The sequence below is a fragment of the Spirillospora sp. NPDC048911 genome (genome assembly GCF_043198015.1).
GTDB lineage: Bacteria > Actinomycetota > Actinomycetes > Streptosporangiales > Streptosporangiaceae > Spirillospora.
On the sequence record NZ_JBICUD010000014.1, the window covers coordinates 144519 to 169122 of the forward strand.

General features: G+C 72.1%; 20 protein-coding genes. 16 read left to right on the plus strand and 4 right to left on the minus strand.

Going from position 1 to position 24604, the window contains the following annotated elements; genetic code table 11:
* Nucleotides 1–10 precede the first annotated feature (10 nt).
* Nucleotides 11–931, minus strand: a complete 921-nt coding sequence (locus ACGFNU_RS45275; RefSeq protein ID WP_392602874.1) for a hypothetical protein — start codon at nt 929–931, stop codon at nt 11–13.
* 168 nt (nt 932–1099) lie between these two features.
* Here ACGFNU_RS45275 and ACGFNU_RS45280 point away from each other — a divergent pair, with 168 nt between their 5' ends.
* Entirely contained in the window at nt 1100–2644 is a 1545-nt protein-coding gene (locus ACGFNU_RS45280) for a dolichyl-phosphate-mannose--protein mannosyltransferase (protein WP_392602875.1), read from the plus strand.
* 21 nt (nt 2645–2665) lie between these two features.
* Here ACGFNU_RS45280 and ACGFNU_RS45285 read toward each other — a convergent pair whose 3' ends face one another.
* The gene (locus ACGFNU_RS45285; RefSeq protein WP_392602876.1) at nt 2666–4327 is read right to left on the minus strand and encodes a SpoIIE family protein phosphatase; all 1662 of its coding nucleotides are present in this window, start codon (nt 4325–4327) and stop codon (nt 2666–2668) included.
* A 211-nt stretch (nt 4328–4538) separates the two neighbouring features.
* On the opposite strand from ACGFNU_RS45285, the gene ACGFNU_RS45290 reads away from it, so the two are divergent.
* The 8 genes from ACGFNU_RS45290 (at nt 4539) to ACGFNU_RS45325 (ending at nt 14492) form a co-directional block, all read left to right on the plus strand.
* The gene (locus tag ACGFNU_RS45290; RefSeq protein WP_392602877.1) at nt 4539–5177 is read left to right on the plus strand and encodes a TetR/AcrR family transcriptional regulator; all 639 of its coding nucleotides are present in this window, start codon (nt 4539–4541) and stop codon (nt 5175–5177) included.
* A gap of 130 nt (nt 5178–5307) precedes the next feature.
* A complete protein-coding gene (locus tag ACGFNU_RS45295) occupies nt 5308–8469 on the plus strand; it encodes a M14 family zinc carboxypeptidase (RefSeq protein ID WP_392602878.1) in 3162 nt (1053 codons plus the stop codon).
* A gap of 536 nt (nt 8470–9005) precedes the next feature.
* Nucleotides 9006–9584: a sigma-70 family RNA polymerase sigma factor gene (locus ACGFNU_RS45300; RefSeq protein WP_392603010.1), complete on the plus strand. Its 579-nt coding sequence runs from the start codon at nt 9006–9008 to the stop codon at nt 9582–9584.
* Nucleotides 9585–9799: 215 nt separating this feature from the next.
* Entirely contained in the window at nt 9800–10207 is a 408-nt protein-coding gene (locus ACGFNU_RS45305; protein WP_392602879.1) for an SSI family serine proteinase inhibitor, read from the plus strand.
* A gap of 152 nt (nt 10208–10359) precedes the next feature.
* A complete protein-coding gene (locus ACGFNU_RS45310; RefSeq protein ID WP_392602880.1) occupies nt 10360–10785 on the plus strand; it encodes a CBS domain-containing protein in 426 nt (141 codons plus the stop codon).
* Between the two features lie 155 nt (nt 10786–10940).
* Nucleotides 10941–11669: an ANTAR domain-containing response regulator gene (locus ACGFNU_RS45315; protein WP_392602881.1), complete on the plus strand. Its 729-nt coding sequence runs from the start codon at nt 10941–10943 to the stop codon at nt 11667–11669.
* Between the two features lie 256 nt (nt 11670–11925).
* The gene (locus ACGFNU_RS45320) at nt 11926–13944 is read left to right on the plus strand and encodes a SpoIIE family protein phosphatase (protein WP_392602882.1); all 2019 of its coding nucleotides are present in this window, start codon (nt 11926–11928) and stop codon (nt 13942–13944) included.
* 41 nt (nt 13945–13985) lie between these two features.
* Nucleotides 13986–14492 carry a DUF6328 family protein gene (locus ACGFNU_RS45325; RefSeq protein ID WP_392602883.1) on the plus strand — a complete coding sequence of 169 codons (507 nt, stop codon included), beginning with the start codon at nt 13986–13988 and terminating at the stop codon, nt 14490–14492.
* 85 nt (nt 14493–14577) lie between these two features.
* Here ACGFNU_RS45325 and ACGFNU_RS45330 read toward each other — a convergent pair whose 3' ends face one another.
* Together ACGFNU_RS45330 and proS are read right to left on the minus strand one after the other, a co-directional pair.
* Entirely contained in the window at nt 14578–15813 is a 1236-nt protein-coding gene (locus tag ACGFNU_RS45330) for a S8 family peptidase (protein WP_392602884.1), read from the minus strand.
* 294 nt (nt 15814–16107) lie between these two features.
* Nucleotides 16108–17556: a proline--tRNA ligase gene (gene proS / locus ACGFNU_RS45335; RefSeq protein ID WP_392602885.1), complete on the minus strand. Its 1449-nt coding sequence runs from the start codon at nt 17554–17556 to the stop codon at nt 16108–16110.
* A gap of 75 nt (nt 17557–17631) precedes the next feature.
* On the opposite strand from proS, the gene ACGFNU_RS45340 reads away from it, so the two are divergent.
* The 7 genes from ACGFNU_RS45340 to ACGFNU_RS45370 are packed head-to-tail and all read left to right on the plus strand — an operon-like array spanning nt 17632 to nt 24604.
* On the plus strand, nt 17632–19383 hold the full coding sequence (locus tag ACGFNU_RS45340; protein ID WP_392602886.1) for a proline--tRNA ligase: 1752 nt from the start codon (nt 17632–17634) through the stop codon (nt 19381–19383).
* A 9-nt stretch (nt 19384–19392) separates the two neighbouring features.
* Complete coding sequence (locus ACGFNU_RS45345; protein WP_392602887.1) at nt 19393–20337, plus strand: NAD-dependent epimerase/dehydratase family protein; 945 nt, start codon at nt 19393–19395, stop codon at nt 20335–20337.
* Complete coding sequence (locus ACGFNU_RS45350) at nt 20334–21641, plus strand: glycosyltransferase family 4 protein (RefSeq protein ID WP_392602888.1); 1308 nt, start codon at nt 20334–20336, stop codon at nt 21639–21641. The genes ACGFNU_RS45345 and ACGFNU_RS45350 overlap by 4 nt, the downstream gene beginning before the upstream one ends.
* Nucleotides 21565–22293, plus strand: coding sequence for a hypothetical protein (locus ACGFNU_RS45355; RefSeq protein ID WP_392603011.1), 729 nt, complete (start codon nt 21565–21567; stop codon nt 22291–22293). Before ACGFNU_RS45350 ends, ACGFNU_RS45355 begins: the two co-directional genes overlap by 77 nt.
* Nucleotides 22290–22646 carry a hypothetical protein gene (locus ACGFNU_RS45360; RefSeq protein WP_392602889.1) on the plus strand — a complete coding sequence of 119 codons (357 nt, stop codon included), beginning with the start codon at nt 22290–22292 and terminating at the stop codon, nt 22644–22646. Before ACGFNU_RS45355 ends, ACGFNU_RS45360 begins: the two co-directional genes overlap by 4 nt.
* Nucleotides 22646–23764, plus strand: coding sequence for a glycosyltransferase family 4 protein (locus ACGFNU_RS45365; protein ID WP_392602890.1), 1119 nt, complete (start codon nt 22646–22648; stop codon nt 23762–23764). The genes ACGFNU_RS45360 and ACGFNU_RS45365 overlap by 1 nt, the downstream gene beginning before the upstream one ends.
* Nucleotides 23765–23782: 18 nt before the next feature.
* On the plus strand, nt 23783–24604 hold the full coding sequence (locus ACGFNU_RS45370) for a hypothetical protein (RefSeq protein WP_392602891.1): 822 nt from the start codon (nt 23783–23785) through the stop codon (nt 24602–24604).

Consider the following 24604-nt stretch of genomic DNA (forward strand, 5'->3'; position numbering starts at 1 on the left):
CGATCGGCGATCAGGGGACCCGGGTGCCGAAGAGCGCGGCACAGAGAGCCTCCAGCCGGTCGGGGCCGTCGTCCGCGGCGAGGACGGTCAGGAGCGGTTCGGCCCCGCCCGGGTGCCCGTCGTCCGGGTGCCCGTCGTCCGGGTGCGCGTCGTCCAGGCGCAGGCGCACCGTCACCTCGCGGCGCATCGGTTCCTCGACGCCGTCCGCCGCGGCGACGTCCCGCAGGCCGACGGAGATCAGCTCCGGGAGCTCCACGACGAGGGGCTGGCGGCCGGCGGGGAGCTCGTCGAGCCACAGGTCGAGCAGGCGCCGGGCCAGCCCGTTGAGGAGGCGGCCCCACGGCTCGACGAGGCCGGGCGGCACGTGCTCGGTCTGGAGTTCCGGAAGGCCGAATCTGGCCAGGCCCTTGGTGGTGAACCAGAAGCCGTGGGGGCCGCCGGTGTGCGGCAGGAGCATCCAGTCGGTCAGGCGGGTGGTGCCGTCGGCGCCGGGCAGCGAGCGCCGGATGAGCTCCGGCGAGAGCAGCCGCGGGGTGAACACGTCGATGACCGGGGCCGACAGGGCGGCGCCGATCGCGCCCGCGACGGCCCTGGTCGCCCATTCGTGGGCGGGCGGGCGGCCCGGCCGGTAGGCGGCACGGACGGCGAGGACATGGGACGCGGCGCGAACATCGGCCAGTTGTTCGGCGCTCGCCCCGTACACGGCGAGCAGGTCGGTCGGCAGCGGCGGGAACTCGTCCGCGGGCCGCAGGTCGAGCGTCAGCATGGGGCTGTCGAGCATGCCGAGCACCTGGTCGCGCAGTGGCGGCGCGACGCGCTGGGCGACCTGCGCGCGGGCCAGCTCGCGCGGATCGGCCGGGTCGGCGGTGAGGGCGACGGCGTACGTGGCGTGCAACGTCTCCGGAACCGGCAGTGTCAGAATTTCACCCAACTCGTCCCCCGATACAAGGTCCAAGAGCGGACCCTCCGTCACCATCGACAGTAGCGATCCGGCCGGGAGCGGGGTCCGAAAAAATTCTGCCGTTAAGGCGACAATTTCCTACCAACGACGCAACACCCCTCACTTCGGACAGGGGTTGAAGATCCCTAAGATGGCCGGATGTCGCTGATGAGCGAGCGTGCGGCGTGGCTCTCCCCACCTCGGCCGGGATCCCGGCTCCTCGGCTGGCTCGGCCCCCTTCTGGTCACCGCGTTCGCCGCGTTCTTCCGGTTCGCCCGGCTGGGGCAGCCGCAGGCCGTCGTCTTCGACGAGACGTACTACGCCAAGGACGCGCTGGCTCTCCTGAAGTTCGGCGTCGAGCACTCCACCATCAAGGACGCCAAGGGCAAGGACCTCGCCGACCCGCTGATCCTCAAGGGCCAGATCAGTGGCATCTGGACCGACGGCGGCAGCTTCGTCGCCCATCCGCCGGCAGGCAAGTGGATGATCGCGGCCGGCGAGTGGCTGTTCGGCATGACGCCGTTCGGCTGGCGCTTCACCGCCGCGCTCGTCGGGACGCTCTCGGTCCTGATCCTGGCGCGGGTGACCCGCCGCATGACGGGCTCGACCCTGCTGGGCTGCGCGGCGGGACTGCTGCTGGCCCTGGACGGCCTGCACCTGGTGGCGAGCCGTACCGCGATCCTCGACATCTTCGTGATGTTCTGGGTGCTCGCCGCGTTCGGCTGCCTCGTCGTGGACCGCGACGTCGCGCGCGCCCGGCTGGCCGACCGGCTCGACGACCGCGTCGATGACCTGGCGTTCGGCCCCGGCCTCGGGATGCGGTGGTGGCGGCTGGGCGCCGGCGTCTGCCTCGGGCTCGCGTGCGGCACGAAGTGGAGCGGCCTCTTCTTCGTCATGGCGTTCGGGGCCATGACGTTCCTGTGGGACTCGGGGGCCCGCCGGGCCGCCGGGGTCCGCCATCCCTTCACGGGCGCGCTGCGCTACGACGCGCTCCCCGCCTTCGTGGCGGTTCCGGTCGTCTCGGCGGTGACGTACGTGGCGTCATGGAGCGGCTGGTTCGCCTCGGACATCGGCTGGGGACGGCACTGGGCGGACGGACGCGGCGGCACGTTCTCGTTCGTGCCCGCGCCCCTCCGCTCCTTCTGGCACTACCACGCGCAGATCATGCGGTTTCACACCGGGCTCGACTCCCATCACCGCTACCAGTCGTGGCCGTGGGACTGGCCGATCCTGCGGCGGCCCGTGGCGTTCTACTACTCCGAGCCGTCCGGTTGCGGCGCCGCGAAGTGCTCCCGCGAGATCCTGGGCCTGGGCACCCCCGCGATCTGGTGGGCGGCGATCCCCGCCCTGGCGATCCTGCTCGGCTGGTGGCTCGTCCGCCGGGACTGGCGTGCCGGGGCCGCGTCCCTCGGCTACGCGGCGGGGCTGCTGCCGTGGTTCTACTACGCGGCCGGCGACCGGACGATGTTCGCCTTCTACGCGACGCCGATGATCCCGTTCATGGTGCTGGCGATCGTCCTCGTCCTCGGACTGCTCCTCGGCCCCGCCGACGACTCGGGGCGCCGCCTGGTGGGCGCCACCCTGGGCGGCGCCTACCTGCTCACGGTGCTCGCGAACTTCTACCTTCTGTATCCCATCCTCACCGCCGAGGTCATCACCTACGACGCCTGGCGCCTGCGCATCTGGTTCGACAGCTGGATCTGACCCCAGGGATCGGCGGGCAGGTCAGGGCAGGCGGTGCTCGAACCAGACGACCTTGCCCTGTTCGGTGCGGTGGGTGCCCCAGCGCTCGGCGAGATGGCTGACCAGCTGGAGGCCCCGCCCTGACTCGTCGTTGGCGTCGGCGTCGCGCAGGTGGGGGAGTTCGTGGCCGTCGTCGCTGACCTCGCACAGCAGCGTGCCGCCCTTGATCAGCCGCATGCCGATGGCCCCGGCGCCGTGCACGAGCGCGTTCGTGACGAGCTCGCTCACCAGGAGCTCGACGGTGTCGGCCAGGTCGCCCAGCCCCCAGTGGCGGAGCTTGGCGGTGGCCTGCGCACGGGCCTCGGCGACCATGCTGGCCTCGGCCTCCAGATCCCAGGCCGCGACGTCATCCTTGGGGATGCCGTCGAGGGCCACGGCGACGAGGGCGACGTCGTCGGCGGGGAACTCGGGCGTCAACGCGTCGACGACCTCGTCGCAGGTGCGGTCGAGGGGACGGCTCGTCCCCGTGAGGCGGTCGCGCAGCGTCGCCATGCCCTCCGCGACATCGCGGTCGCGGCGTGCCAGCAGGCCGTCGGTGCACAGGATCAGCCGGGCGCCGTCCTCGACGGGGAACTCGACCGTCTCGAACGGCACGTCGCCGACGCCGATCGGCACCCCGGACGGCAGCGCGAGGATCGTCGTCTCGCCGTACGGGGAGACGAGCACGGGCGGCAGATGCCCGGCGTTGGCGATCCGGCACCGCCGGCCGACCGGGTCGTACACCGCGTACATGCAGGTGGCGACGTAGTCTTCGCCGAGCCGCTGCGCCAGGTCGTCGAGGTGCCGGAGCAGCTGGTCGGGGCACAGGTCCTGGGCCGCGAGCGTGCGGACGGCGGTGCGCAGCTGGCCCATGATGGCCGCGGACGTGACCCCGTGGCCCATCACGTCGCCGATCACGATGCCCAGCCGGCAGCCCGGCAGCGGGATCGCGTCGAACCAGTCGCCGCCGATCTGCGCGGCCCGCCCGGCGGGCCGGTAGCGGAAGCACACCCGGGCGCCCGCGATCCGCGGCGCCTCGGCGGGCAGCATGCTGCGTTGCAGTTCCTGCACCATCTGGACCTCGCGGCGGTAGAGCCGCCCGTTGTCGATGCACAGGGCCGCGCCGCGGGCCAGCTCGTCGACGATGGCCAGGTCGAGCTCGTCGAACCCGGACCGGTCGGGCCTGCGCAGCAGCTTGAACGTGCCGAGCACCTGCCCCCGCGCGACCAGCGGCACGACGAGCATCGAGCGCCCGGTGATCAGCGGGCGGAGGTCGCGGTCGGTGAACGGGGCGGAGATCGCCTCGGCCCGCTCGCGGCTGATCCGCGGCACGTGCACCGCGCGGCCGGTGCGCATCGCCTCGACGAACGGGGTGTCGTCGGGCAGGAACAGCGCCTCGCCCTCGGGGACGGTCTCGTCCCAGCGGCCGGGCTCGTCGTCGTGCACGACGGCGACGCGGCGCATCAGGGTGGTGCCGTCGACACCGGACGGCGCCGGCTCCCAGTCGGCCGTGGCGACCCGTTCCAGCAGCTCGACGGCGACGAAGTCGGCCAGCTGCGGTACGAGGACCTCCGCGAGCGTCCGGGAGGCCTGCAGGTGATCGAGCGAGCTGCCGATCCGCTGACCGGCCTCGCCGAGGAAGATGAACCGCTCCCGCACAACCATCGTCTCCAGTTCGTGGGTTGGGCGCGGTCGAGGGGATCCCGCGGCCTTGATTTCCATGCCTCCGACAACCCGCGGTAAAGATGACGTTACCTCGCGTGAGTTCCCAGTGCTGGGACTCTGACAAACTGACGGCCGCCGGGGCGTCCGGAAAGGTGCTTCCGGCGCCGCGCCGCGCCATAATGGGTGAGTACTCACTCGGAAGGGGTCGACGGTGACGGAGTCCATGCGCGACCGGATCCTGGCCGCCGCGATCCAGGTGATCCGCGGCCGCGGGATCGTCGCGGCCACCACCAAGGAGATCGCCCGGACGGCCGGGGTCTCCGAGGGCAGCCTCTACAACCACTTCGCCAACAAGACCGCCCTCTTCGCGGCCGCCCTCGGCGAGGTCACCGGCACCGCCCGCGCCGCGATGGCGGAGGTGCTCTCCGCGACCGGCCGCGACACCGTCGAAGGCAACCTCACCCGCCTGGCCTGCGCCATGGTCGCCTTCTACGGCGAACTCCTGCCGATGACCGGGCCCGTGCTGGCCGACCCCGAACTGATCGCCTGGTTGCGCGCGGACGGGCCGGGCGCGTCCACCGGAGCTTCCGCCGGCCCCGTGCACGGCCACACCGCGCTGATCTCGTATCTGGAGGCCGAGCGGCGGCTCGGGCGGCTGGCCGAAAAGGCCGATCCGGCCTATCTCGCCGCCGCGCTCCTCGGGGGCTGCCAGCAGCACGCGTTCCTCACCCGCCTGGCCGGCGCCGAAACGGTGGCGAGCGGCGCCGGCCTGCCCGCCGACCTCGGCGACTTCGCGGCCGGGCTCGTGCGGACGGTTCTGGCCGGCCATCTCCCCCAGCCCCGCCCTTAGCCCACCGGCGGGCAGAAAATCCGATATTGACCAGATGCGGCAAACAGCCCGACCGTCGCATTGACACCGGATTCTCCCAGGTAGACGATCACGCAGCCCACGTACGTGATCCTCGCCTTGGGGAGGCGCGATGCCGCGCATGTCCTTCCGGCGTGCCGTCAGACCTCGGACGGCCACGTCCATTCTCGCCGCCACGGCGCTCCTGATCGGAACGCTCGCCGGCGCCCCGGCCGCGCAGGCCGGCCCCGCGCAACCGAAACCGGCGGGCACGGTCGACGTGTACGCCGGCGACCTCACCGCGGACCAGATCAAGCTGCTCAACACCGCCGGGCTCGACCACGAGGACATCGCCTTCGGCAAGGCCGCGGGCGGCAAGACCCGGGTCGAGGCCGTGATGAGCGGCGTCCAGGCCGCCGCGCTGGCCAAGCGCGGCGTCTCGCTGACGGTCAAGAAGGTCGGCGGCAAGGACGTCCGGGCCCGCGCCAAGGCGGCGCAGGCCACGGTGTTCCGCCCGTACAGCGGCGCGGGCAACATCCGCGAGGAGATCGTCAATCTCGCCGCGGCCAACCCGAGCATCGCCAAAGCGGTCGACTTCGGCACGTCCGGGCAGGGCAAGCCGATGACCGCGATCCGGGTCAGCAAGAACGTGGCGACCCTCAAGGACGGCGAGCGGCCCGCCGTGATCTACCAGGCGACCCAGCACGCCCGTGAGTGGATCACGCCGGAGATGGTCCGCCGCCTGCTCCACCACTACGTGGAGAACTACGGCAAGGACGCCGAGATCACCAAGATCGTCGACACCACCGACCTGTGGTTCGCGCCGGTCGTCAACCCCGACGGCTACGACCTGACCTTCCAGGACGGGTTCCGGCTCTGGCGCAAGAACACCCGCGACAACGACGGCGACGGCCAGATCAGCGGGCTCGACGGCGTCGACCCCAACCGCAACTTCCCCTACAAGTGGGGTTACGACAACGAGGGCTCCACCGACCAGCCCGGCGGCCAGACCTACCGCGGGCCCGCGCCGGCGTCGGAGTCCGAGACCAAGGCGCAGATCGGCCTCTACAAGCGGGTCAAGCCCAAGTATCTGATCAACTACCACTCGGCGGCCGAGCTGCTGCTGCACGGCGTCGGCTGGCAGGCGCTCACGCGCAGTCCCGACGACGTCATCCACGACGCGATCCTGGGCGACATCGACCACCCGGCGGTGCCGCACTACACGCCCGAGCTGGGCGCGCAGCTCTACACCACCAACGGCGACACCGACGGCCAGGCCGACAACGTGCACAAGGCCCTGTCGATCACGCCCGAGATGGCGACCTGCGTGACGGCGGCGGGCTACGTCCCGGACGACCCGTACACGCCGGAGAACTGCGGCAGCATCTTCGAGTTCCCGGACGACGAGAACCTGATCGCCATGGAGTTCCGCAACAACCTGCCGTTCGCCCTGTCGGTCGGCAAGTCGGCGCAGACCCCTGACAACCCGGTCTCGGTCGTCGGCCGTACGGCGGCGGACTTCGAGGTGGACAGGTTCTCGACCTCGCTGGGCTCGACCCAGGAGGTCGCCTCGGTGATCCGCAGGTCGCTCGGCAACAAGGACCTGAACTACCGGATCAACGGCGGCCGGGTCCGCACCGACGGCGCCCGCGAATGGCGCGGCGGCGAACGGTTCGGCGACGAGAACGACCACTACTACGCCGAGTACCGCGGCAAGGTCACCGGGCAGCGGCCCGGCGACAAGGTGGAGGTGTGGTTCAGCGGCCATAAGGCCGGCAAGCGCGTCGAGAGCCCGCACTTCACCTACACCGTCCGCGACCAGAACAAGGCCGACGTGCTGGTGATCGCGGACGAGGACTACACGGGCGTCAACCCGACGTACCCCGCCGGCACCAGCGCGCCCAGGTACGGGCAGCAGTACGCCGACCTGGTCAAGGCGAGCGGGCACCGGCCGCTGGTCTGGGACATCGACAAGGACGGCGTTCCGCATGACCTCGGCGTCCTCAAGCATTTCAAGGCCGTGGTCTGGTACCTCGGCGACAACCGGCTGACCCAGGACGCGGCCGACGACCCGGTCCGGACCTACCTCGGGAACGCGCCCGACTCCCAGGTGGCCGATCGGGCCAAGGACCTGGTCCTGTCCGTCCGCTCGTACCTCAACGAGGGCGGCAAGCTGCTCCACACCGGCGAGACGACCGGCTACAACGGCCCGCTCAACCGGTTGAACGGCGGCGGCATCTACTACGGGCTCAAGGGTCATCCCGAACGCCCCTGCGTGGTCACCGGCAACTTCCGGGACGACTGCGAACTGCTGTCGGACGACTTCTTCCAGTACTACCTGGGCGGGTACGACCGGGCCAGGGTGGGCGCTCCCACCCAGGTCGTCGGGACCGGCCGGCCGCTCGGCGGCGTCAAGGCCGACCTGGCCGGCACGCCGTCCAACCCGGTGAACGAGGCGGGCGGCTTCCAGGTGACGTCGACCGTGCTGCCCGTGGCCCAGTTCCCGCAGTTCAGGAGCTGGAAGGCGGGCGACTACCTGGGGGCGGCCGCGCCGTTCGAGCCGTTCGAGGGCCAGTGGTACATCACCGGTACGCACCAGGACCAGCTGTACCGGCGCCTCACCCGGACGATCGACCTGTCCTCCATCACGGCCGCGCAGGCCCCGGCGCTGCAGGCGCAACTCTCCTACAGCACCGAGACGGGCTTCGACCATGTGATCGTGGAGGCCCACACGGTCGGCGCGGAGGACTGGACGACTCTGCCGGACAAGAACGGCCGGACGCGCAACACGGTCCCGACGGAATGCGAGCAGGGTTACCTTCTCGCGCTCCACCCGTTCCTGACGCACTACCTGACCGGCGGGAACCCCTGCACGAACACCGGTACGAGCGGCCAGTGGAACTCCTTCACCGGCAACTCGAACGGCTGGGTGCCGGGCGTGTTCGACCTTTCGGCGTACGCCGGCAAGAAGGTCGAGGTGTCGATCGCGTACGTGAGCGACCCCGGCACCGGCGGCACCGGGCTGTTCATCGACGACACCAAGGTCACCACCACCGGTGGCCAGGTGGACGCCGAGGGCTTCGAGTCGGGCCTCGGCCCGTGGGCGATCCAGGGCGCGCCCCCCGGCAGCCCCGCGAACGCCGGCGAGTTCACCCGGGCGCAGGCCTTGATCGACTCCGTCTCGGCGGTGGCGACCAGGGACTCGATCCTGTACGGCTTCGGGATCGAGCAGGCCAAGACCCCTGATGAGCAGCGGGTCCTGATGCGCCGGGCATTGGAGCACCTGCTCGGCTGAGCCGACGCAAGGCCCCGAGGGCCCCGACCGCCTCCACCGGTCGGGGCCTTCGGTCGTCTCCGGCCGGCACGGCGTGCCATGCGGCCCGTGCCCCTTGCGGCCAGGCGTTCCTTGCCGGCTCCGGTGATCCAATACCAGCCGGTAAGCCCCAGCGTGACGACACGCGGGCGAAATGTGACCGACGCCACGCAACCTTCCGCACCCTCCCGAGCGTCTTAGTAAGCGGGAACACCACCGATGAGTGGATAGCGCCCGAACCGCGTCATGCCCGCGACGTCCCGGCCACCGGGGTCGCCCTGGCTCCGGCGGTCCGCGCTCTCCCCCGGCCCACCCTCCATGCGCGGCCGGGACCCCCTGAGGCCCCAGGCACCGGTTCCGCGTCGCCGCGTCATGAGCCGGGTTCGAACTCGCCGGGAGCGGTGGAACGTATCTCACACGGGGGGCGGCCTGAATCCGCCCGGCCGCGCGACCCGCGCGCGGAGTCGACCGGCCCACCGGGTCATGACCTACGGGGAGCGATGATGACCGCAGTCACCATGCCTGTTCGCAACGCCCGATCCACTACCCCTGCCCACGTGGACTCCGAGCGCTACGAGCGTGACGTCCTCCCCTACGTCGACCCGCTGTACGCCAGTGCCGTGCGCATGACGCGCAACAACGCCGACGCCGAGGACCTCGTCCAGGAGACCCTCGCCAAGGCCTACGTCAACTTCCACCAGTTCCAGGAAGGCACCAACCTCAAGGCCTGGCTGCACCGCATCCTCACCAACAACTTCATCAACACCTACCGCAAGCGCCAGCGCGAGCCGATGCGCGCCGGTTCCGAGGAGCTGGAGGAGTGGCAGATCGCCCAGGCCGAGTCGCACTCGGCCGGGTTCCGGTCCGCCGAGGCCGAGGTGCTCGACCGGATGCCCGACTCGGAGATCGTCACCGCCCTCCGCCGCCTGCCGAAGGACTTCCGGGACGCGGTCTACCTGGCCGACGTCGAGGGGTACCCCTACAAGGAGATCGCCGAGATGATGGGCACCCCCATCGGCACGGTGATGTCCCGCCTCCACCGCGGCCGCAAGCAGCTGCGCGAGGCGCTCGCCGACCACCACACCCTCGCCGCCTGAGCACATCCCCTCAGCACATCCCCTGAGCGCATCCCCTCAGCCCGCCCCCTGAGCACGCCTTCCGAGCACGCTCCTCCCTCCGACGTGATCCCGCGGTTCCCCCGTGACCGCGGGATCACCCCTTTCCGGCGCATCACGCTGACCAAAACGCTGCACATTCCGTAACGGCACGGATACATTGAGCGATGAACCGGCACCCGACTCGGGAGATCCCCTTGCCGCATCTCGTCGCCGGCGCCCTCACCGGCGTCGCTCTCGCGCTCCTTCCCGCCGTCCCCGCGGCACCGGCCCACGCGACCACCCTTCCGGTGCCCGGCGCGGCCACCCGGCTGCGGCTCAGCCTGACCTTCCCCGAGGCGACCACGTCGGGCGCGCGCACGGTTACGCTGTTCTGCCGCCCCAACGGCGGAAGCCATCCGGACGCCGACCGGGCCTGCCAGGAGCTGAGCGCACGCGGCGGCAAAATCGAGCGTGACCCGGGCGACGCCGTCTGCGTCCTGATCTACGCGCCGGTCGTCGCGGTGGCCGAGGGCCACTGGCACGGGCGGCCGACGCGCTTCAAGCGCACGTACGCCAACGAGTGCGTCATGCACGCCCACACCGGCAAGATCTTCTCGTTCTGAGCGGCCGGACGGGACTCCCTCGCCCCTTCCGGCCGCCTTCCAACATCTTTGCCTTCCGGTCCGCGGTTCCCGCATAGGGCGTTCCATTACGGGTACGGCGCCGGAACAGCCGGCTACGGACATCAGGGTCGGGCGGAAGGAGTGCGGGCGCCATGTCTCGGAGGGTCAGTGACCTCATGACCGCGATCCCCCAGACCCTGCCGCTGGAGGCGACCCTCTACGAGGCCGCCCGCGTCATGCGGGACAAGGGGATCGGCGACGTGCTCGTCACGCTCGCCGGACGACTCTGCGGCATGGTCACCGACCGTGACATCGTGGTGCGCGGGGTGGCGGACAACCGCGATCCCTCCCTCACCCCGCTCAGCGACGTCTGCACGGCGCAGCTCACGACCGTCCGCCCGGACGACGACACCGACACGGCGGCACGGCTGATGTGCGAGCAGGCCGTCCGGCGGCTCCCCGTCGTGGACGCGGAGCAGCGGCCGGTGGGCATCGTGTCGATCGGTGATCTGGCGCTCGCCGACGGCGGGGTCCCCGAGGTCCTCGCCGCGATCAGCAAGGCGCCGCCGCACCTGTGAGTCCGGCGCCTGGAGGACCACTGCCGAACCCGCGGGGCGACCGCGGGTAGAACGACTGCGAGGCGGATATGTCGGGGCGATTGATCGGTCGTTGCAGCGGCTTCATACCGGCCCGTGAGTACGGAACGGGCTCTTCACGGGATAACGTCGCTGATGTGCCGTCAGCCGATACCGTCCTCACCGACCAGCTCGCCGTGGAGATCGCCCGCCTGGGCATCGTCGGCGAGTCGTCCGACCTGGGGACCTTGCACCGGGTCACCGAGCTGGCGTCCCGCGCCGTGCCAGGCTGCGCGGGCGCCGCGAGCGTCCGCTGGGCGCTCCCGGCCGACGAGTCGGAGCGGCCCGAGCCGCTGGCCTCGGCCGCCAGCCATCCCGACCTCGCCGAGCTGACCGATCTCCAGCTCCAGCGCGGCAACGGCCCGATCTTCGACGTCGTCCGCACCCGCCGCGCGGCGACGTCGGACGACGTCCTGGCCGAGACCCGCTGGCCCACGTCCACCTCGGACATGCTGCGCCGCGGGGTGCGCTGTTTCAGCACGACCCCCCACTACAACGCGCCCGTGCTGGTCACGCTGTCGCTGTACGGGGTGACGCCGCGTTCGCTCAAGCCGGACCAGCAGTCCCTCGCGGCCCTGCTCGCCGCTCAGGGCACCGCGGCCGTCTCCAACACGCTGCAGTACGACCAGGTCCACCGCACCGCGATCCAGCTGCAGGAGGCGGTCGAGTCCCGCGCCATCGTCGACCAGGCGAAGGGCATCCTGATGCACGCCCTCGGCTGCGACGCCGACGAGGCGTTCTCCGAGCTGCGCCGCATCTCCCAGTCGCGGCGCGTCAAGCTGACCGCGCTGGCCCAGCGCATCGTGGGGGACCAGGGCCTGACGTAAGGTGATCCGCCTCTGACCAGGGGTGACCAGGGGGCGGCTCGAACCGTGCGCCGCCGCTCTCGGCACCGCATAGGCTGCATACCATGCGGCGCCCGCGTCACCGTGAGTCGCCGCACGGGCACCTTGACCGCCACTAGGCCAGGCGCGCGCAACAGGAATAGGCTGCGCACGGCGACCAAGGCCGGCGGGGGACGTTCGATCCGAGTACGGGCCCTGACCCCGCCTGCCTCGCTGACGAAAACCTGGAGCACCGTACATGGCCGAACAGCTCGAACCGGAGACGATCCTGCGCGAGATCAGCGATCTCGAAGGCCGGATCGAAGAGCTGCGGCAGGCTGCCAACATGCCCGCGCCCGACCTGCGGGCCACCCTCGACGCGGCGCTGGTCGAGCTGGAGCTCGCGCTGACGGCGCTGCGGACGATGGGCGCCGACCAGGCGAACGCGGCCGGCCGGTCGGCGACGGCCGAGACCGAGCGCCGCGTGCTGCGCACCGTCTTCCAGGACGCCCCGGTGCCGCTCTTCCTGCTCGACCGCGACGCCGGTGTGCGCCGGGTCAACAAGCAGGCCGCGGCGCTGCTGGGCACCTCGCCCGGTTATGTCTCCGGCAAGCAGTTCATCGCGTTCTGTGACCTGCCGACCCGCGCGGCGCTCCGGTCGCAGCTGGCCGCGGTCGTCCGCACCGGCCGGCGGCGCCGCACCGAGGTCCGTTTCCTCGGCCGCGAGCACCCGGTCGACGCGGTCGTCACCATGGCCCGGGTGTGGATCCGCGGCGAGCCCGATCCGATGGTCATCGTCGCGGCGGGCGCCACCGCCTCTCCGGCCGGCGGCTCGCAGGCCGCCGCCTCCGGTCAGGCTCCGGCGACCGGCGGGCGGCCCGCACCGGCGCCCGCGGTGCCGGCCGCCGGGTCCGCGCCCGCTCCCGGCGACCGCGACGACGAGGCCATGGCCTCGCTGGTGCACCGGATGGACGTGCTCGCCACCGCGTCCGAGCTGCTCCTCGACGAGCCCGTGTTCAACGAGAACGTGGCGGTCCGCCGCTGCGCCCGGCTGCTGACCGCCGAGATGACCGAGTGGGTGTTCATCGACCTCATGCCGCCCCGGCCCGGCCCGGCGTCGGCGTCCGGGCAGGGCGCGCGCGCCGCGGCCGCCGCCGCCGAGGCGAGCGGTGATCTGCGGCGCGTGGTGGTCATGGGGCAGCCCGACGAGCGCGGCGACGAGACCGTGCACAGCCTGGAGCAGCTCGCCCCCGAGCCCGGCACGCTGCCCTACACGGTGTTCACCACCCGGCAGAGCGCGCTGCGGCCGCACGTGGAGGACCTCGATCTGCTCGGCGTCTGCGCCGACGGCCAGCCGGCCTGCGTCAAGATGGGCGCGACCTCGGTCCTGTGCGTCCCGGTCGAGGACGGCGACCGCTGCATCGGGACGATCACGCTCGCGAGCAGCGGCGAGCACGGCCCGCTCGATCTCCTCGATCTGGGCGTGGCGCAGCGGCTCGGGCGCTATCTGGCGCTGGTCATCCGGGCCTCCCGGCTCTACCAGCGCCGGGACGAGGTCGCCGTGTCCCTGCAGGCGAGCCTGCTCCCCCAGCGGCTTCCCACGATCCCGGGCGTCGAGGTGGCGGGGCTCTACCGCGCCGCCACGCACGGCATCGAGGTGGGCGGCGACTTCTATGACGTCTTCCCGAGGGCGGGCGGCGGGTGGGGCATGGTCCTCGGCGACGTCTGCGGCAAGGGGCAGGAGGCCGCGGCGGTGACGGCGGCGGCCCGGCACGGCGTGCGGACGCTGTCCGGCTGGAAGTCCGATCCGGCCGAGGTGCTGTCCATGGTCAACCAGAGCCTCCTGGACGAGGAACGTTTCGTGACCGCGGTGATGGCCGGGCTGGCCATCGACGAGGAGGGGGTGACGGCGACCCTCGCCTCGGCGGGGCACCCCCCGGCGATCGTGATCCGGCCGGACGGGATGGTCCGGTACGCCTCCAGCGGCGGTGTGCCGCTGGGCCTCTTCGACGACTTCGAGGTGGGCACGGAGGCGATCGAGCTCGCCGTGGGCGACACCCTGTTCCTCCATTCCGACGGCGTCCTCGACGCGTGCGACCTGTCCCGGCGGCAGTTCGGGCAGGAGCGGTTGCTGGAGGTGCTGGCGGGCCACGCCGCCGCGCCGCTCCAGGACATGCTGAACGCGGTCGAGCGGCGGCTGGTCGACTACTGCGACGGGGATCTCCGGGACGACGTGTCGATGCTGGCGGTGCGCAGGCTTCCTTCTCCGCTCAACTGAGGCGGAAGTGAGATTGCCCATTTGGGGGGTATCTGCCCCTTATGGGAACCGCATCACCGTCCGACGCCGCCACGAAGACCCGTAACGAGACCGAGCACGAACGCCTCGACCGGCAGCTCATGGAGTTGCTGCAGGGTTTCCGCGTCGCGGTCACGGGCGTGCAGGTGCTCTTCGCCTTCCTGCTGACCGTGCCCTTCGCCCCCGGTTTCACCCGGGTGGACGACCGCGGCCGGGCGCTCTTCTACATCGCCCTCTTCGCCACGGCACTGGCCTCGATCTTCTTCATCGCCCCGACCATCCAGCACCGCATCCTGTTCCAGCAGAACCAGAAGCCGCTGCTGATCAGGCGGGCCAACCGGTTCGGGATCCTCGGCGCGCTGACCCTCGCCCTCGCCATCGCCGCCTCCACCACCCTGATCGTCAAGACCCTGGGCGGGACCGGGGCCGCCATCGCCACGGCGATCGCGGTCGTCCTGCTGAGCGCCTGGGCCTGGTTCGTCCAGCCCCTGATGACCCGCCGGTCCCTGGAGCACGGCCGCGACTCCTGACCGCGGCGAGCCGATCGCCTGGAACCCCGGGTGGGGTGTCCCACCGCCGCGCGCGATGGGACACCCCGCACCGGATGGTCCGCGATCAGCCGCCGACGTAGAGCAGCTTGTCGGGCGAGCCGGTTCCGGCGTTCGTCACCGCGCCGGTGGTCGCGCTCCCGCCCAGCGCCTCGGCCACCTGGGCCGGGGTCGCCGACGCGTTGGCCGACAGGTACAGCGCCGCGGCGCCCGCGACGTGCGGGCTGGCCATCGACGTGCCGTTCAGGCTGCGCGAGGCGTTGTCGTCGGTGACCCAGGACGAGGTGATGTCCGAGCCCGGCGCGAAGATGTCCACGCACGACCCGAAGTTGGAGAACGACGACCGGGCGTCCCGCACGTCGGTGGCCCCGACCGTGATCGCCTCGGGCACGCGGGCCGGCGACGAGCCGCACGCGTCCTTGTTGTCGTTGCCCGCGGCGAGCGCGTAGGTCACGCCGGAGGCGACCGACTTCTTGACCGCGTCGTCCAGAGCCGCCGAGACCCCGCCGCCGAGGCTCATGTTCGCCACGGCCGGCTTCTTGGCGTTCTTGGTGACCCAGTCCACCCCGGCGATGACGCCCGCGGTGGAGCCGCTGCCCTCGCAGCCGAGCACCCGGACGGCGACGACATTGGCCTCCTTGGCCAGCCCGTACTCCTTCCCGGCGATCGTCCCGGCCACGTGGGTGCCGTGGCCCTGGCAGTCGGTGGCGTCGTTGTCGTTGTCGACGAAGTCGTAGCCGCTGGTGGCCCTGCCCTCGAAGGTCGAGTGGGTGAGCCGGACCCCGGTGTCGATGACGTAGGCGTTGACGCCCTTGCCGGTGGCGGTGGGGTTGTAGGACTTGTCGAGCGGGAGCTTGCGCTGGTCGACCCGGTCCAGGCCCCACGAGGGCGGATCCGCCTGCGGGGCGGCCGGGGCCGCTGAGTTGATCTTGAAAACGCGGTTCTGCTCGACGAACGCCACGTCCGAGCTGGCGGCCATGCGCCGCGCCTGCCGCGCCTCCAGCCGCACCGAGAAGCCGCGCACGGCGGTGCGGAAGACACGGCGGACGGTGCCGTCGTGCTTGCTCGCGAGCGTGCGGGCGACGGAGGGGACGCCCTTGTCGCGGGTCTTGGCGGTGTCCTTCAGCACCACGATGTAGTCGCCCGGGACGGCGTTGGGAGCACCGGCGTAGCGGACGACGCCCTCATCGGCGGACTGAGCCTGCGCGAGGGCCTGGGCGGGGAGCGCGACACCGATGGCCAGTGCCGCGGTGGCGATGACGGGCGTTGCCAGGGATCGCCTGGACTTCGACGCCTTACTCATTCGCGGGTGCCTCCTGGGGGAGCGGGGGGACTTCTCCGCACGCGTCGCCGCACGCGGAGTCGATCACGAAGCACCACATGTTGCACATAAGGCCCCAAAACCCGGCAAGAGTTCCTGGGATAACTCCCATCACATTGGCCACATCCGGCCACGTTCGCCGGTAAACCGATGCGCCCTCTCAAGCGACGTGCTAACCCGCGCACCCGAAGAACACGAGGCACACGAAAAAAGCGGGCCCTTCCCCATCGGATGAGGAAGGGCCCGCCGCCGGCCGGGCCGAGGCCCGGCCCTGGCTCAGTAGGCCTTGCCGAAGATCACGCGCTTCCCGTACGCGGACGGCCGGCCGCACTTCACGCACTCGCCGGTAGCCTCCGGCGCGTCGGCCGGGATGACCCGCGGCGTCGCGGCGGTGTCAGCCTTGATCTCGTCCTCGCACTCCGGCCGGCCGCAGTGGAAGACGTCGGCCCAGCCGGTGGCGACCTGCCCGGTGAACGCGTCCCAGGAGTCGACCGTGGCGGTGTGCTCGTCGCGGAACGCCTCGGCGCGCGCCAGCAGGAACGACTGGAAGTCGGCCAGGATGCCCGGCAGCAGCTCGGGCACCTTCTCCAGCGGGATCTGCTCCTTGCCCTGGCCCTCCACGGTCGGGAGGCGCCGGGCGAGGGTCGCCACGCCGTTCTCGATGTCGCGCTTGCCGAGCTCGATGCGGACCGGGACGCCGCGCATCTCCCACTCGTTGAACTTGAACCCCGGCGACAGCTGCGGCCGGTTGTCGTCCACGTGCACGCGGATGCCCATCGCCTTGATCGCGGCACCCAGCTTGCGCGCCTCGGCGGCGGCCAGCTCGCCCTGCTCCTTGCGCCCGATCGGGACGATCACGACCTGGTACGGGGCCAGCCGCGGCGGCAGCACCAGGCCCTTGTCGTCGCCGTGCGTCATGATCACGCCGCCGATCATGCGGGTGCTCATGCCCCAGGACGTGGTGTGGGCGAGCTGGAGCTTGCCCGCCTCGTCCTGGTACTGGATCTCGAACGCCTTGGCGAAGTTGGTGCCCAGGTAGTGCGAGGTGCCGGACTGCAGCGCCCGCCCGTCCCGCATCATGCCCTCGACCGTGTAGGTGCGGACCGCCCCGGCGAACCGCTCGCCCGGGGTCTTCTCGCCCGCCACCACCGGGATCGCCGCCAGCTCGCGCGCGACCTGCGCGTAGGCGTCCAGCGCCCACATGGTCTCGCGCATCGCGTCGTCCTCGTCGAGGTGGGCGGTGTGCCCCTCCTGCCAGAGGAACTCGGTGGTGCGCAGGAACAGCCGCGGCCGCATCTCCCAGCGGACCACGTTGGCCCACTGGTTGAGCAGCAGCGGAAGGTCACGGTGCGAGTCGATCCACTTGGCCATGTACTCGCCGATGACCGTCTCGGAGGTCGGCCGCACGACCAGCGGCTCCTCCAGCTCCTTGCCGCCGGCGATCGTCACCACGGCCAGCTCCGGCGAGAACCCCTCGACGTGCTCGGCCTCGCGCTTGAGGTAGGACTCCGGGATGAACATCGGGAAGCACGCGTTGTCGTGCCCCGAGTCCTTGATCCGCCGGTCCAGGTCGGCCTGGAGCAGCTCCCAGATCCGGTACCCGTACGGCCGGATGACCATCGTGCCCCGGACCGGGCCACGGTCGACGAGCTGCGCCTGCACGACCAGCTCGTTGTACCAGGCGGAGAAATCCTCGCTCTGCGGTGTCACACCTTCTCGACTCACGCAACGAGGGTACTAAGTCGGGCGACATAGCCAGGACTCAATAAGCCTTCGGTGCCGCGCTGTTATCGTCCGCAGATGCGCCATCCCACAGCTCCCGCCCACCACCCAATACAAGGACAGGCTGCGCCTGCCAGATGGTCGCAGACGTTCACTCCGACCCTGCGGGACGATCCGGCCGAGGCCGACGCCCCGAGCCACCGACTGCTGCTGCGCGCGGGCTATGTGCGGCAGCTCACGGCGGGTCACTACTCGCTGCTCCCGTTCGCGGTCCGGGTGCGGGCCAAGGTCATCCAGATCATCCGGGAGGAGATGGCCCGGATCGGGGCGCAGGAGATGCTGCTGCCCACCATGCATCCGGCCGAGATCTGGCAGCGGTCGGGCCGCTGGGAGCTGATGGGCCAGGAGATGTTCCGGCTCAGGGACCGGCGCGGCGCGGAGTTGGCCCTCGGCATGACGCACGAGGAGATCTTCGCGACGATCGCCCAGGAGCTGAGCTCCTACAAGCAGCTTCCGCAGCAGTGGTACCAGTTCCAGACCAAGTTCCGGGACGAGCCGCGCCCCAAGAGCGGCCTGCTGCGGGTCCGCGAGTTCACGATGAAGGACGCCTACAGCTTCGATCTCGACCAGGCGGGCCTGGACGCCTCGTTCGAGGCCTACCACGGCGCCTATGTGCGGATCTTCGAGCGGCTCGGCATCCCCGCCCTCGCGGTCGACGCGTCCAGCGGGACGATGGGCGGCTCCGGCTCGACCGAGTTCATGTGCCCGGCCGAGATCGGCGAGGACCTCGTCGTGCACTCCCCCGGCTGCGGCTACGCGGCCAACATCGAGAAGGCGACGTCCCGCCTGCCCGAGGCGGACGACGGCCCCGGCGAGGCCTCCGCCGAGCCGTTCGACACGCCGGGCGTCCGCACGATCGAGGATCTCGCCACCGGCCACGGCGCGGCGGGCGACCGGCAGATCAAGACGCTGGTCTACCTGCTGGACGGCCGGCTCACGCTCGTGCTGCTTCGCGGCGACCATCCGCTGAACGAGCAGAAGCTGGTCGACGCGACCGGCGCCACCTCGATCCGGGCCGCCGTGCCGGAGGAGATCCAGGACGCGCTCGGCGCGCTGCCGGGCAGCCTCGGCGCGGTCGGCGTCACCGGCCACCCGGTGATCGCGGACGAGGCGCTGCGCGGCCGCCGCGGCATGTTCACCGGCGCCAACACCGACGACGTGCACCTGCGCGGGGTCGACGTCGACCGCGACATCCCGGTCGGCACCTGGGCGGATCTGCGTGAGGTGGCCGCCGGGGAGCCCTGCCCGCGCTGCGGCGAGCCGCTGCGGATCGAGCGGGCGATCGAGGTCGGCCACATCTTCAAGCTGGGCGACCGCTACGCCCGCGCGCTGGGCGCCGAGGTGCTGAACCCGGACGGCAAGCGGGTGCCGCTGATCATGGGGAGCTACGGCATCGGGGTGGAGCGGGCGATGGCCGCCATCGTCGAGGCCCACCATGACGACAAGGGCATCGTGTGGCCGGTCGCGGTCGCGCCGTTCCAGGTGGCCGTGGTGATCGCCCAGTCCGACGACGCCGAGACCGCCGCCGCGGCCGAGGAGATCTACGCCGGGCTCGGCGCCGCCGGCATCGAGGTGATCATCGATGACCGGGCCGAGCGGGCGGGGGTGAAGTTCCGGGACGTGGAGCTCACCGGCATCCCGTACCGCGTCACCGTGGGGCGGCGCGGCCTGGCCGAGGGCGTGGTCGAGGTGACCACCCGGGCCACCGGCGAGACCGTCAAGATCGCGCCCGCCGAGGTCGTGGCGCGACTGGAGTCCCTCTTGCCCTAATGTGCACGGATGCGAGTGGTGGTGACGGGAGCGGCCGGGTTCATCGGGAGCCAGGTGGCCGGGGCGCTGGCAGGCGCCGGGCACGAGGTGCTCGCCGTCGACGCGCCCACGCGCTCACTCGCACCCGAGATCGCGGCACGGACCTGGGCCCTCCTCGCCGAGACGCCGGGCGTGACGCCGATCGAGGCGGATCTGGCCGAGGACGACCTCACCAAGCTCGGTGAGGCCGACACCGTCGTACACCTCGCCGGACGCCCCGGTGTCCGCAGCTCATGGGGGCCGGGAGAGGCGGTCGTCCACCGGGACAATGTGACCGCGACCAGGCGGCTGCTGGAGGCCTGCGCGGAGCGGCGGCCACGGGTGATCGTGGCGTCGAGCTCGTCGGTCTACGGGTCCGCGCGAGACCGGCCGCACCGGGAAGATGCTCCGCTCGCCCCGGCCAGCCCTTACGCGCACAGCAAGGCCGAGGTGGAGCGGCTGACCGTCCGGGCCGCCCGCGACGGCCTGCCCGCGGTCCTGCTGCGCTACTTCTCGGTGTACGGCCCTCGGCAGCGTCCCGACATGGCGTTCCACCGGTTCATCGAGGCGGCGCTGAACGGGCGCCCGCTGCCGGTCTTCGGCGACGGTCACCGGTCGCGCTCGTTCACCCACGTCCGGGACGTGGTGGCGGCCACGGTCACGGCCGCCGGGGCCGAGCTGCCGCCCGGAATCGCGATCAACATCGGGCACCCCGAGCCGGTGTCGGTCCGGACGGCGATCGGGCTGATCACCGGCGCCCTCGGGGTGACCGCCGAGATCCGGGCCGAGAAGCCCGTGGCCGGCGACGCCGAACGCACCTGGGCCGACACCGGCCGGGCGGCGCGGCTGCTCGGCTGGTCGGCCCGGACCGGGCTCGCCGACGGCCTGCGCGACCAGATCGCCTGGCACCGGTCCCTCCGGGTGGGCGCCCGATGATCAGGCACCGAGCCGCGTACGTGGCGTTCGACCGGTTCCCGTCCAGCAAGGGTTCGGCGGTCCACATCGCGCAGATGGCGGACGAGCTGTTCACGCGCTTCGGCGGCGGGCTGCTGGCGGCGATCGGCGGCGGCGGGCTGCCGCGCTACCAGCGGGAGGGCGACCGGGAGATCGCGCGGTTCGAGGCGGAGATCCCGAACCTGATCGACCGGACGGAGGCGTTCTCCGGCTGGGTCGCCGGTCATCTGGAGCCGCACCTGGCGTCGCTGGAGGTCTGCCACGTCCGCGACCCGTGGGGCGCGCTGCCCGCCGTCACCGCGCCGGGGCGGCGGCACCGGGTGGTGTACGAGGTCAACGGGCTGCCGTCGATCGAGATGCGGCACACCTGGCCGCTGACCGCGCCCAGCACGCTCGCCAAGATCCGCGAGCTGGAGCGGTTCTGCCTGGAGCGCAGCGACGCCGTGGTCGTCCCGTCGAACGTGATCGCCGAGGCGGTCGGCCGGATCGGCGTTCCGGACGCCAAGATCACGCTGGTGCCGAACGGGGCCGAGGTGACGGCGCGGCCCGCCCGCCCCGCGGACGCCCCCGGCCGCTACATCGTCTATGTCGGTGCCCTCCAGCCGTGGCAGGGGCTCGACGTCCTGCTCCGCGCGTTCACCCGGCTGGCCGATCTGCCGGATCTGCGGCTCGTCATCTGCTCGTCGGTGGCGGAGCGGCGTGCCAAGCCGCTGCGGCGCCTGGCCGAGCGCCTCGGCGTGGACGGCCGGATCGACTGGCGCTTCACCCTGCCGCACCACGAGGTGGCGGCCTGGCTGGCGAACGCGGAGGTGTCGGTAGCGCCGCTCACCGGCTGCGCCCGCAATCTCGACCAGGGCTGCGCGCCGCTCAAGGTGCTGGAGTCGATGGCGGCGGGCACCCCGGTCGTCGCCTCGGACCTCCCCGCCGTCCGCGAGCTGATGACCGACGGCGAGCACGGCCGGCTCGTCCCCGCCGACCGGCCCGCGCCGCTCGCCCGCGCGATCCGGATCCTGCTGGAGTATCCCGATCAGGCCCGGGCCATGGGCGAGCGGGCACAGCGGCGGATCGCGGACGGCCTGACCTGGCCACACTCGCGCGAACGCCTCGCCGGGGTCTACCGTACGATCGCGCCGACGATTGGGGTGGACGGTGTTCTGGCGGAAGCAGAAGGCTGCGATCGAGAAGTTCCACCCGCTGCACCAGGAGCTGATCTGGCAGCGGGGGCTGTCGGTCTCGATGCGGCCGGGCGACTGGGAGCGGCTGATCCAGAGCCTGGCCGGGCATGACGCGGTGGTGCGGCGGCGCAAGTGGGCCCCGCCCGACCGGGCGCGCACGGTGCTGGTGCCGTTGATCCGGGTGTTCGCCGCCGACATGCGGCCGGACGGGATGTTGGGCGTCACCGCCGACCTGCGCGGCCCCAACGTGCAGGGCAAGCTCTCGCACGAGCAGACGTACCCCGGCAACCGGCATCGCGTCCGCAAGATCGTCGAGTGGTGGGCGTGGGATCCGTGGCTGCGGATGCGCGCCGAGCTGCGCGACGGCAGCGTGCTGGAGCTCACCGTCGTCGACAAGATCCGCTACCGGCGGGTCCACAAGACCAGCCAGAGCGGCAAGCACAAGACCAAGACGAAGACGAAGACGGTGCAGCGGGTGAGCGTCTCGCGGAAGCTGCCCGAGGGCGCCGTCACCCAGTGCCCGGCCACCCCGCCGCCGCGCTGGGTCACGGTCAAAGTGCGCGGCGGAGCCGCTCCGGGGGGTGCGGGGGGTCGTCCCCCCTCGGACAACACAGCGCGGGGTGGGCGGCGCACGCTGATCCGGGCGAGCGCCAAGCTCATGGGCGCGGCCGACGAGCGCGCGCTGCCCGAGCAGATCCTGCACGTGACGACGGAGCTGTTCCGCTGGACGCCGCCGGGAGGCGCGACGAGGAGGACCGGGTGACCCCCTGCACCGTGACCACCGGCTTCTTCGTGCTGGGCCGATGCGGCCGGGCGGCCGTCGCGTCCTGCCCGCAGTGCCGCCGGCCGATCTGCGCCGCGCACGTCGACGCCAACGGGCTGTGCCCGGAGTGCGCCGCCGCCGCGGGCTACGGCGCGCAGGACCCGCACGACCCGCGCTGGGTCGGCGGCTACCGGCGCCACCACTACCACCGCAGCTCGCAGACCTACAGCGACGCGGCCTGGTACACCAGCCTCGACTCCTACGACCGGGGCACCTTCAACCCCGGCGACGACTGGTCGTCGGGCTCGGGCGACTACGGCTCGGACGACGACGGCGGGTTCGTGGACAGCTGATGGCACGGATCCTCTGGCTCACCGAGCACTACCCGCCCAGCCAGGGCGGGATGGCCCAGTCGTGCGACCGCGTCGTGCGCGGCCTGCGCGCCGCGGGCGTGGAGGTCGACGTCGCGCACCTCACCCGGCGCGCCCGGCCATGGAAGATCGAGCGCGAGCACGGCGGCCGCCTGCTCTCGGCCCCGCTGGAGAACGATCCGGAGCACGCCCTGCGGCGGCTCTGGACGGCCTTGGCGGCCGATCAGACCTCGTACAGCCACGTCGTCGCGTTCGGCGGCACGTACGCGATGCTCGGCGCCCCGCTGTACGCGTCGCTGCTGCGGGCGCCGCTGATCACGCTTCTGCGCGGCAACGACATCGACATCGGCGCGTTCTCGATGCGGCGCCGTGACGTCCTGCGGGACGCGCTGGCCGCGTCGGCGCGGGTCTGCGTGGTCGCCCGCTCGCACCGTCCCCTGATCTCCGCGCTGGCGCCGGACGCGGCCGTGACGTGGGTGCCCAACAGCGTCGACATGACCGACTGGCAGATCCTGCCCTCCGAACGCGACCGGGCGAACGCCTGGCGGGCCGAGCACGTCGCCTCGGGGCGGCGCACGATCGGGCTCATCGGCCAGCTCAAGAACAAGAAGGGCGTGGGCTTCCTCCTCGACGCCCTCTGGGCCTCCGGCCACGCCGAGGCCTTCCATCTGCTGCTGGTCGGCGAGGTCGAGGAGACCGTGACGGAATGGCTGGCCGCGCGCGGCGACGCCGTCCCGCACTCGGTCCTGCCGTTCATGGAGCGGTACGAGCTGCCGGCCGTCTACGCCTCGTGCGACCTGGCCGCGCTGCCGTCGTTCTACGACGGGATGCCGAACGTGGCGCTGGAGGCCGCCGCGCTCGGGGTGCCCCTGCTGGCCTCGGACGCGGGCGGCCTGGCCGACGTGGCGGACGATGAGATCGGCTTCACCTTCCCGGCGGGCGACGCGCACGCCTGCCGGGCCGCGATCGACCGGGCGGCCCGGGCCACCGGCGCGGAGCTGGCCAAGCTCGGCGCGGCCGGTGCCGAGCGGGTCCGGCGCGACTTCACCCCGGCCGGCGAGACGGCCGGCTACCTGGCGGTCCTCGGCGAGGTGGGCTGACAATTGATCGTCTGCTGTGTGGACGGGGGAGGCCTCGGCCATCTCACCCGGATCCGGGCGGCGCTGCACACCCTCGGCTGGGACGAGCCGGTGACGCTCCTGTCGGACTCGCCGTTCGCCGGCGACCCGCGGGTGGTCGGCGACCTGCCGGTGCGGCGGGCCCCGCGGGGGCTGGACCGCGCCGGGCTGACCCGCTGGACGGCCGAGACGCTGGCCGCCCTGGCGCCCCGCGACCTGATCGTCGACGCGTTCCCGGCGGGGCTCCGGGGCGAGCTCACGGCGGCCGCGATCCCGGCCGGGACACGGGTCGTCCATCTGGCGCGGCTCCTGCGCTGGGAGAACTACCGGCCGGTCCTGCCCGCCGACCCGCCGCGCTTCGACCTGACGTTCGTCCTCGAACCGCTGACCCCGGATCATCACGCCCATCTGGAGGCGGTGTCGCGCGAGGTCGCCCCGCTGTGGCTCACCGATCCGCCCGCGCGGCCCGTGGTGGACGTGCGGGGCCCCACGGGCTGGCTGATCGTCCATTCGGGGCCGGACGAGGAGATCCTCGAACTCGTCGCGTACGCCCGGGAGACGGCGGCGCTGGAGGGCCTCAGCCCGGACCTCACGCTCGTGGCCCCGCGGCGGCCGGCCGCGCTGCCCGCCGACATCGCCCACCTGGACGTCTACCCGGCCTGGCCGCTGGCGGGCCGGGCGGCGCGGATCATCACGGCCGCCGGGTTCAACGTGGTGCGCCAGTTCGCCCCCTGGCGCGACCGGCACCGACTGGTCCCGTTCCCGCGCACGCTGGACGACCAGTTCACCCGGGCCGCCCGTCACCAGGGCCCGGTGGGCTGA

What these genes read in the sequence shown, in the direction of transcription:
- ACGFNU_RS45365 (WP_392602890.1), top strand. Translation starts at nt 22,646, where the DNA reads ATGGCACGGATCCTCTGGCTCACCGAGCACTACCCGCCCAGCCAGGGC.
- ACGFNU_RS45325 (WP_392602883.1), top strand. Translation starts at nt 13,986, where the DNA reads ATGGGAACCGCATCACCGTCCGACGCCGCCACGAAGACCCGTAACGAG.
- ACGFNU_RS45300 (WP_392603010.1), top strand. Translation starts at nt 9,006, where the DNA reads ATGCCTGTTCGCAACGCCCGATCCACTACCCCTGCCCACGTGGACTCC.
- ACGFNU_RS45345 (WP_392602887.1), top strand. Translation starts at nt 19,393, where the DNA reads ATGCGAGTGGTGGTGACGGGAGCGGCCGGGTTCATCGGGAGCCAGGTG.
- ACGFNU_RS45330 (WP_392602884.1), bottom strand. Translation starts at nt 15,813, where the DNA reads ATGAGTAAGGCGTCGAAGTCCAGGCGATCCCTGGCAACGCCCGTCATC.
- ACGFNU_RS45285 (WP_392602876.1), bottom strand. Translation starts at nt 4,327, where the DNA reads ATGGTTGTGCGGGAGCGGTTCATCTTCCTCGGCGAGGCCGGTCAGCGG.
- ACGFNU_RS45340 (WP_392602886.1), top strand. Translation starts at nt 17,632, where the DNA reads ATGCGCCATCCCACAGCTCCCGCCCACCACCCAATACAAGGACAGGCT.
- ACGFNU_RS45320 (WP_392602882.1), top strand. Translation starts at nt 11,926, where the DNA reads ATGGCCGAACAGCTCGAACCGGAGACGATCCTGCGCGAGATCAGCGAT.
- ACGFNU_RS45295 (WP_392602878.1), top strand. Translation starts at nt 5,308, where the DNA reads ATGCCGCGCATGTCCTTCCGGCGTGCCGTCAGACCTCGGACGGCCACG.
- ACGFNU_RS45310 (WP_392602880.1), top strand. Translation starts at nt 10,360, where the DNA reads ATGTCTCGGAGGGTCAGTGACCTCATGACCGCGATCCCCCAGACCCTG.
- ACGFNU_RS45280 (WP_392602875.1), top strand. Translation starts at nt 1,100, where the DNA reads ATGTCGCTGATGAGCGAGCGTGCGGCGTGGCTCTCCCCACCTCGGCCG.
- ACGFNU_RS45350 (WP_392602888.1), top strand. Translation starts at nt 20,334, where the DNA reads ATGATCAGGCACCGAGCCGCGTACGTGGCGTTCGACCGGTTCCCGTCC.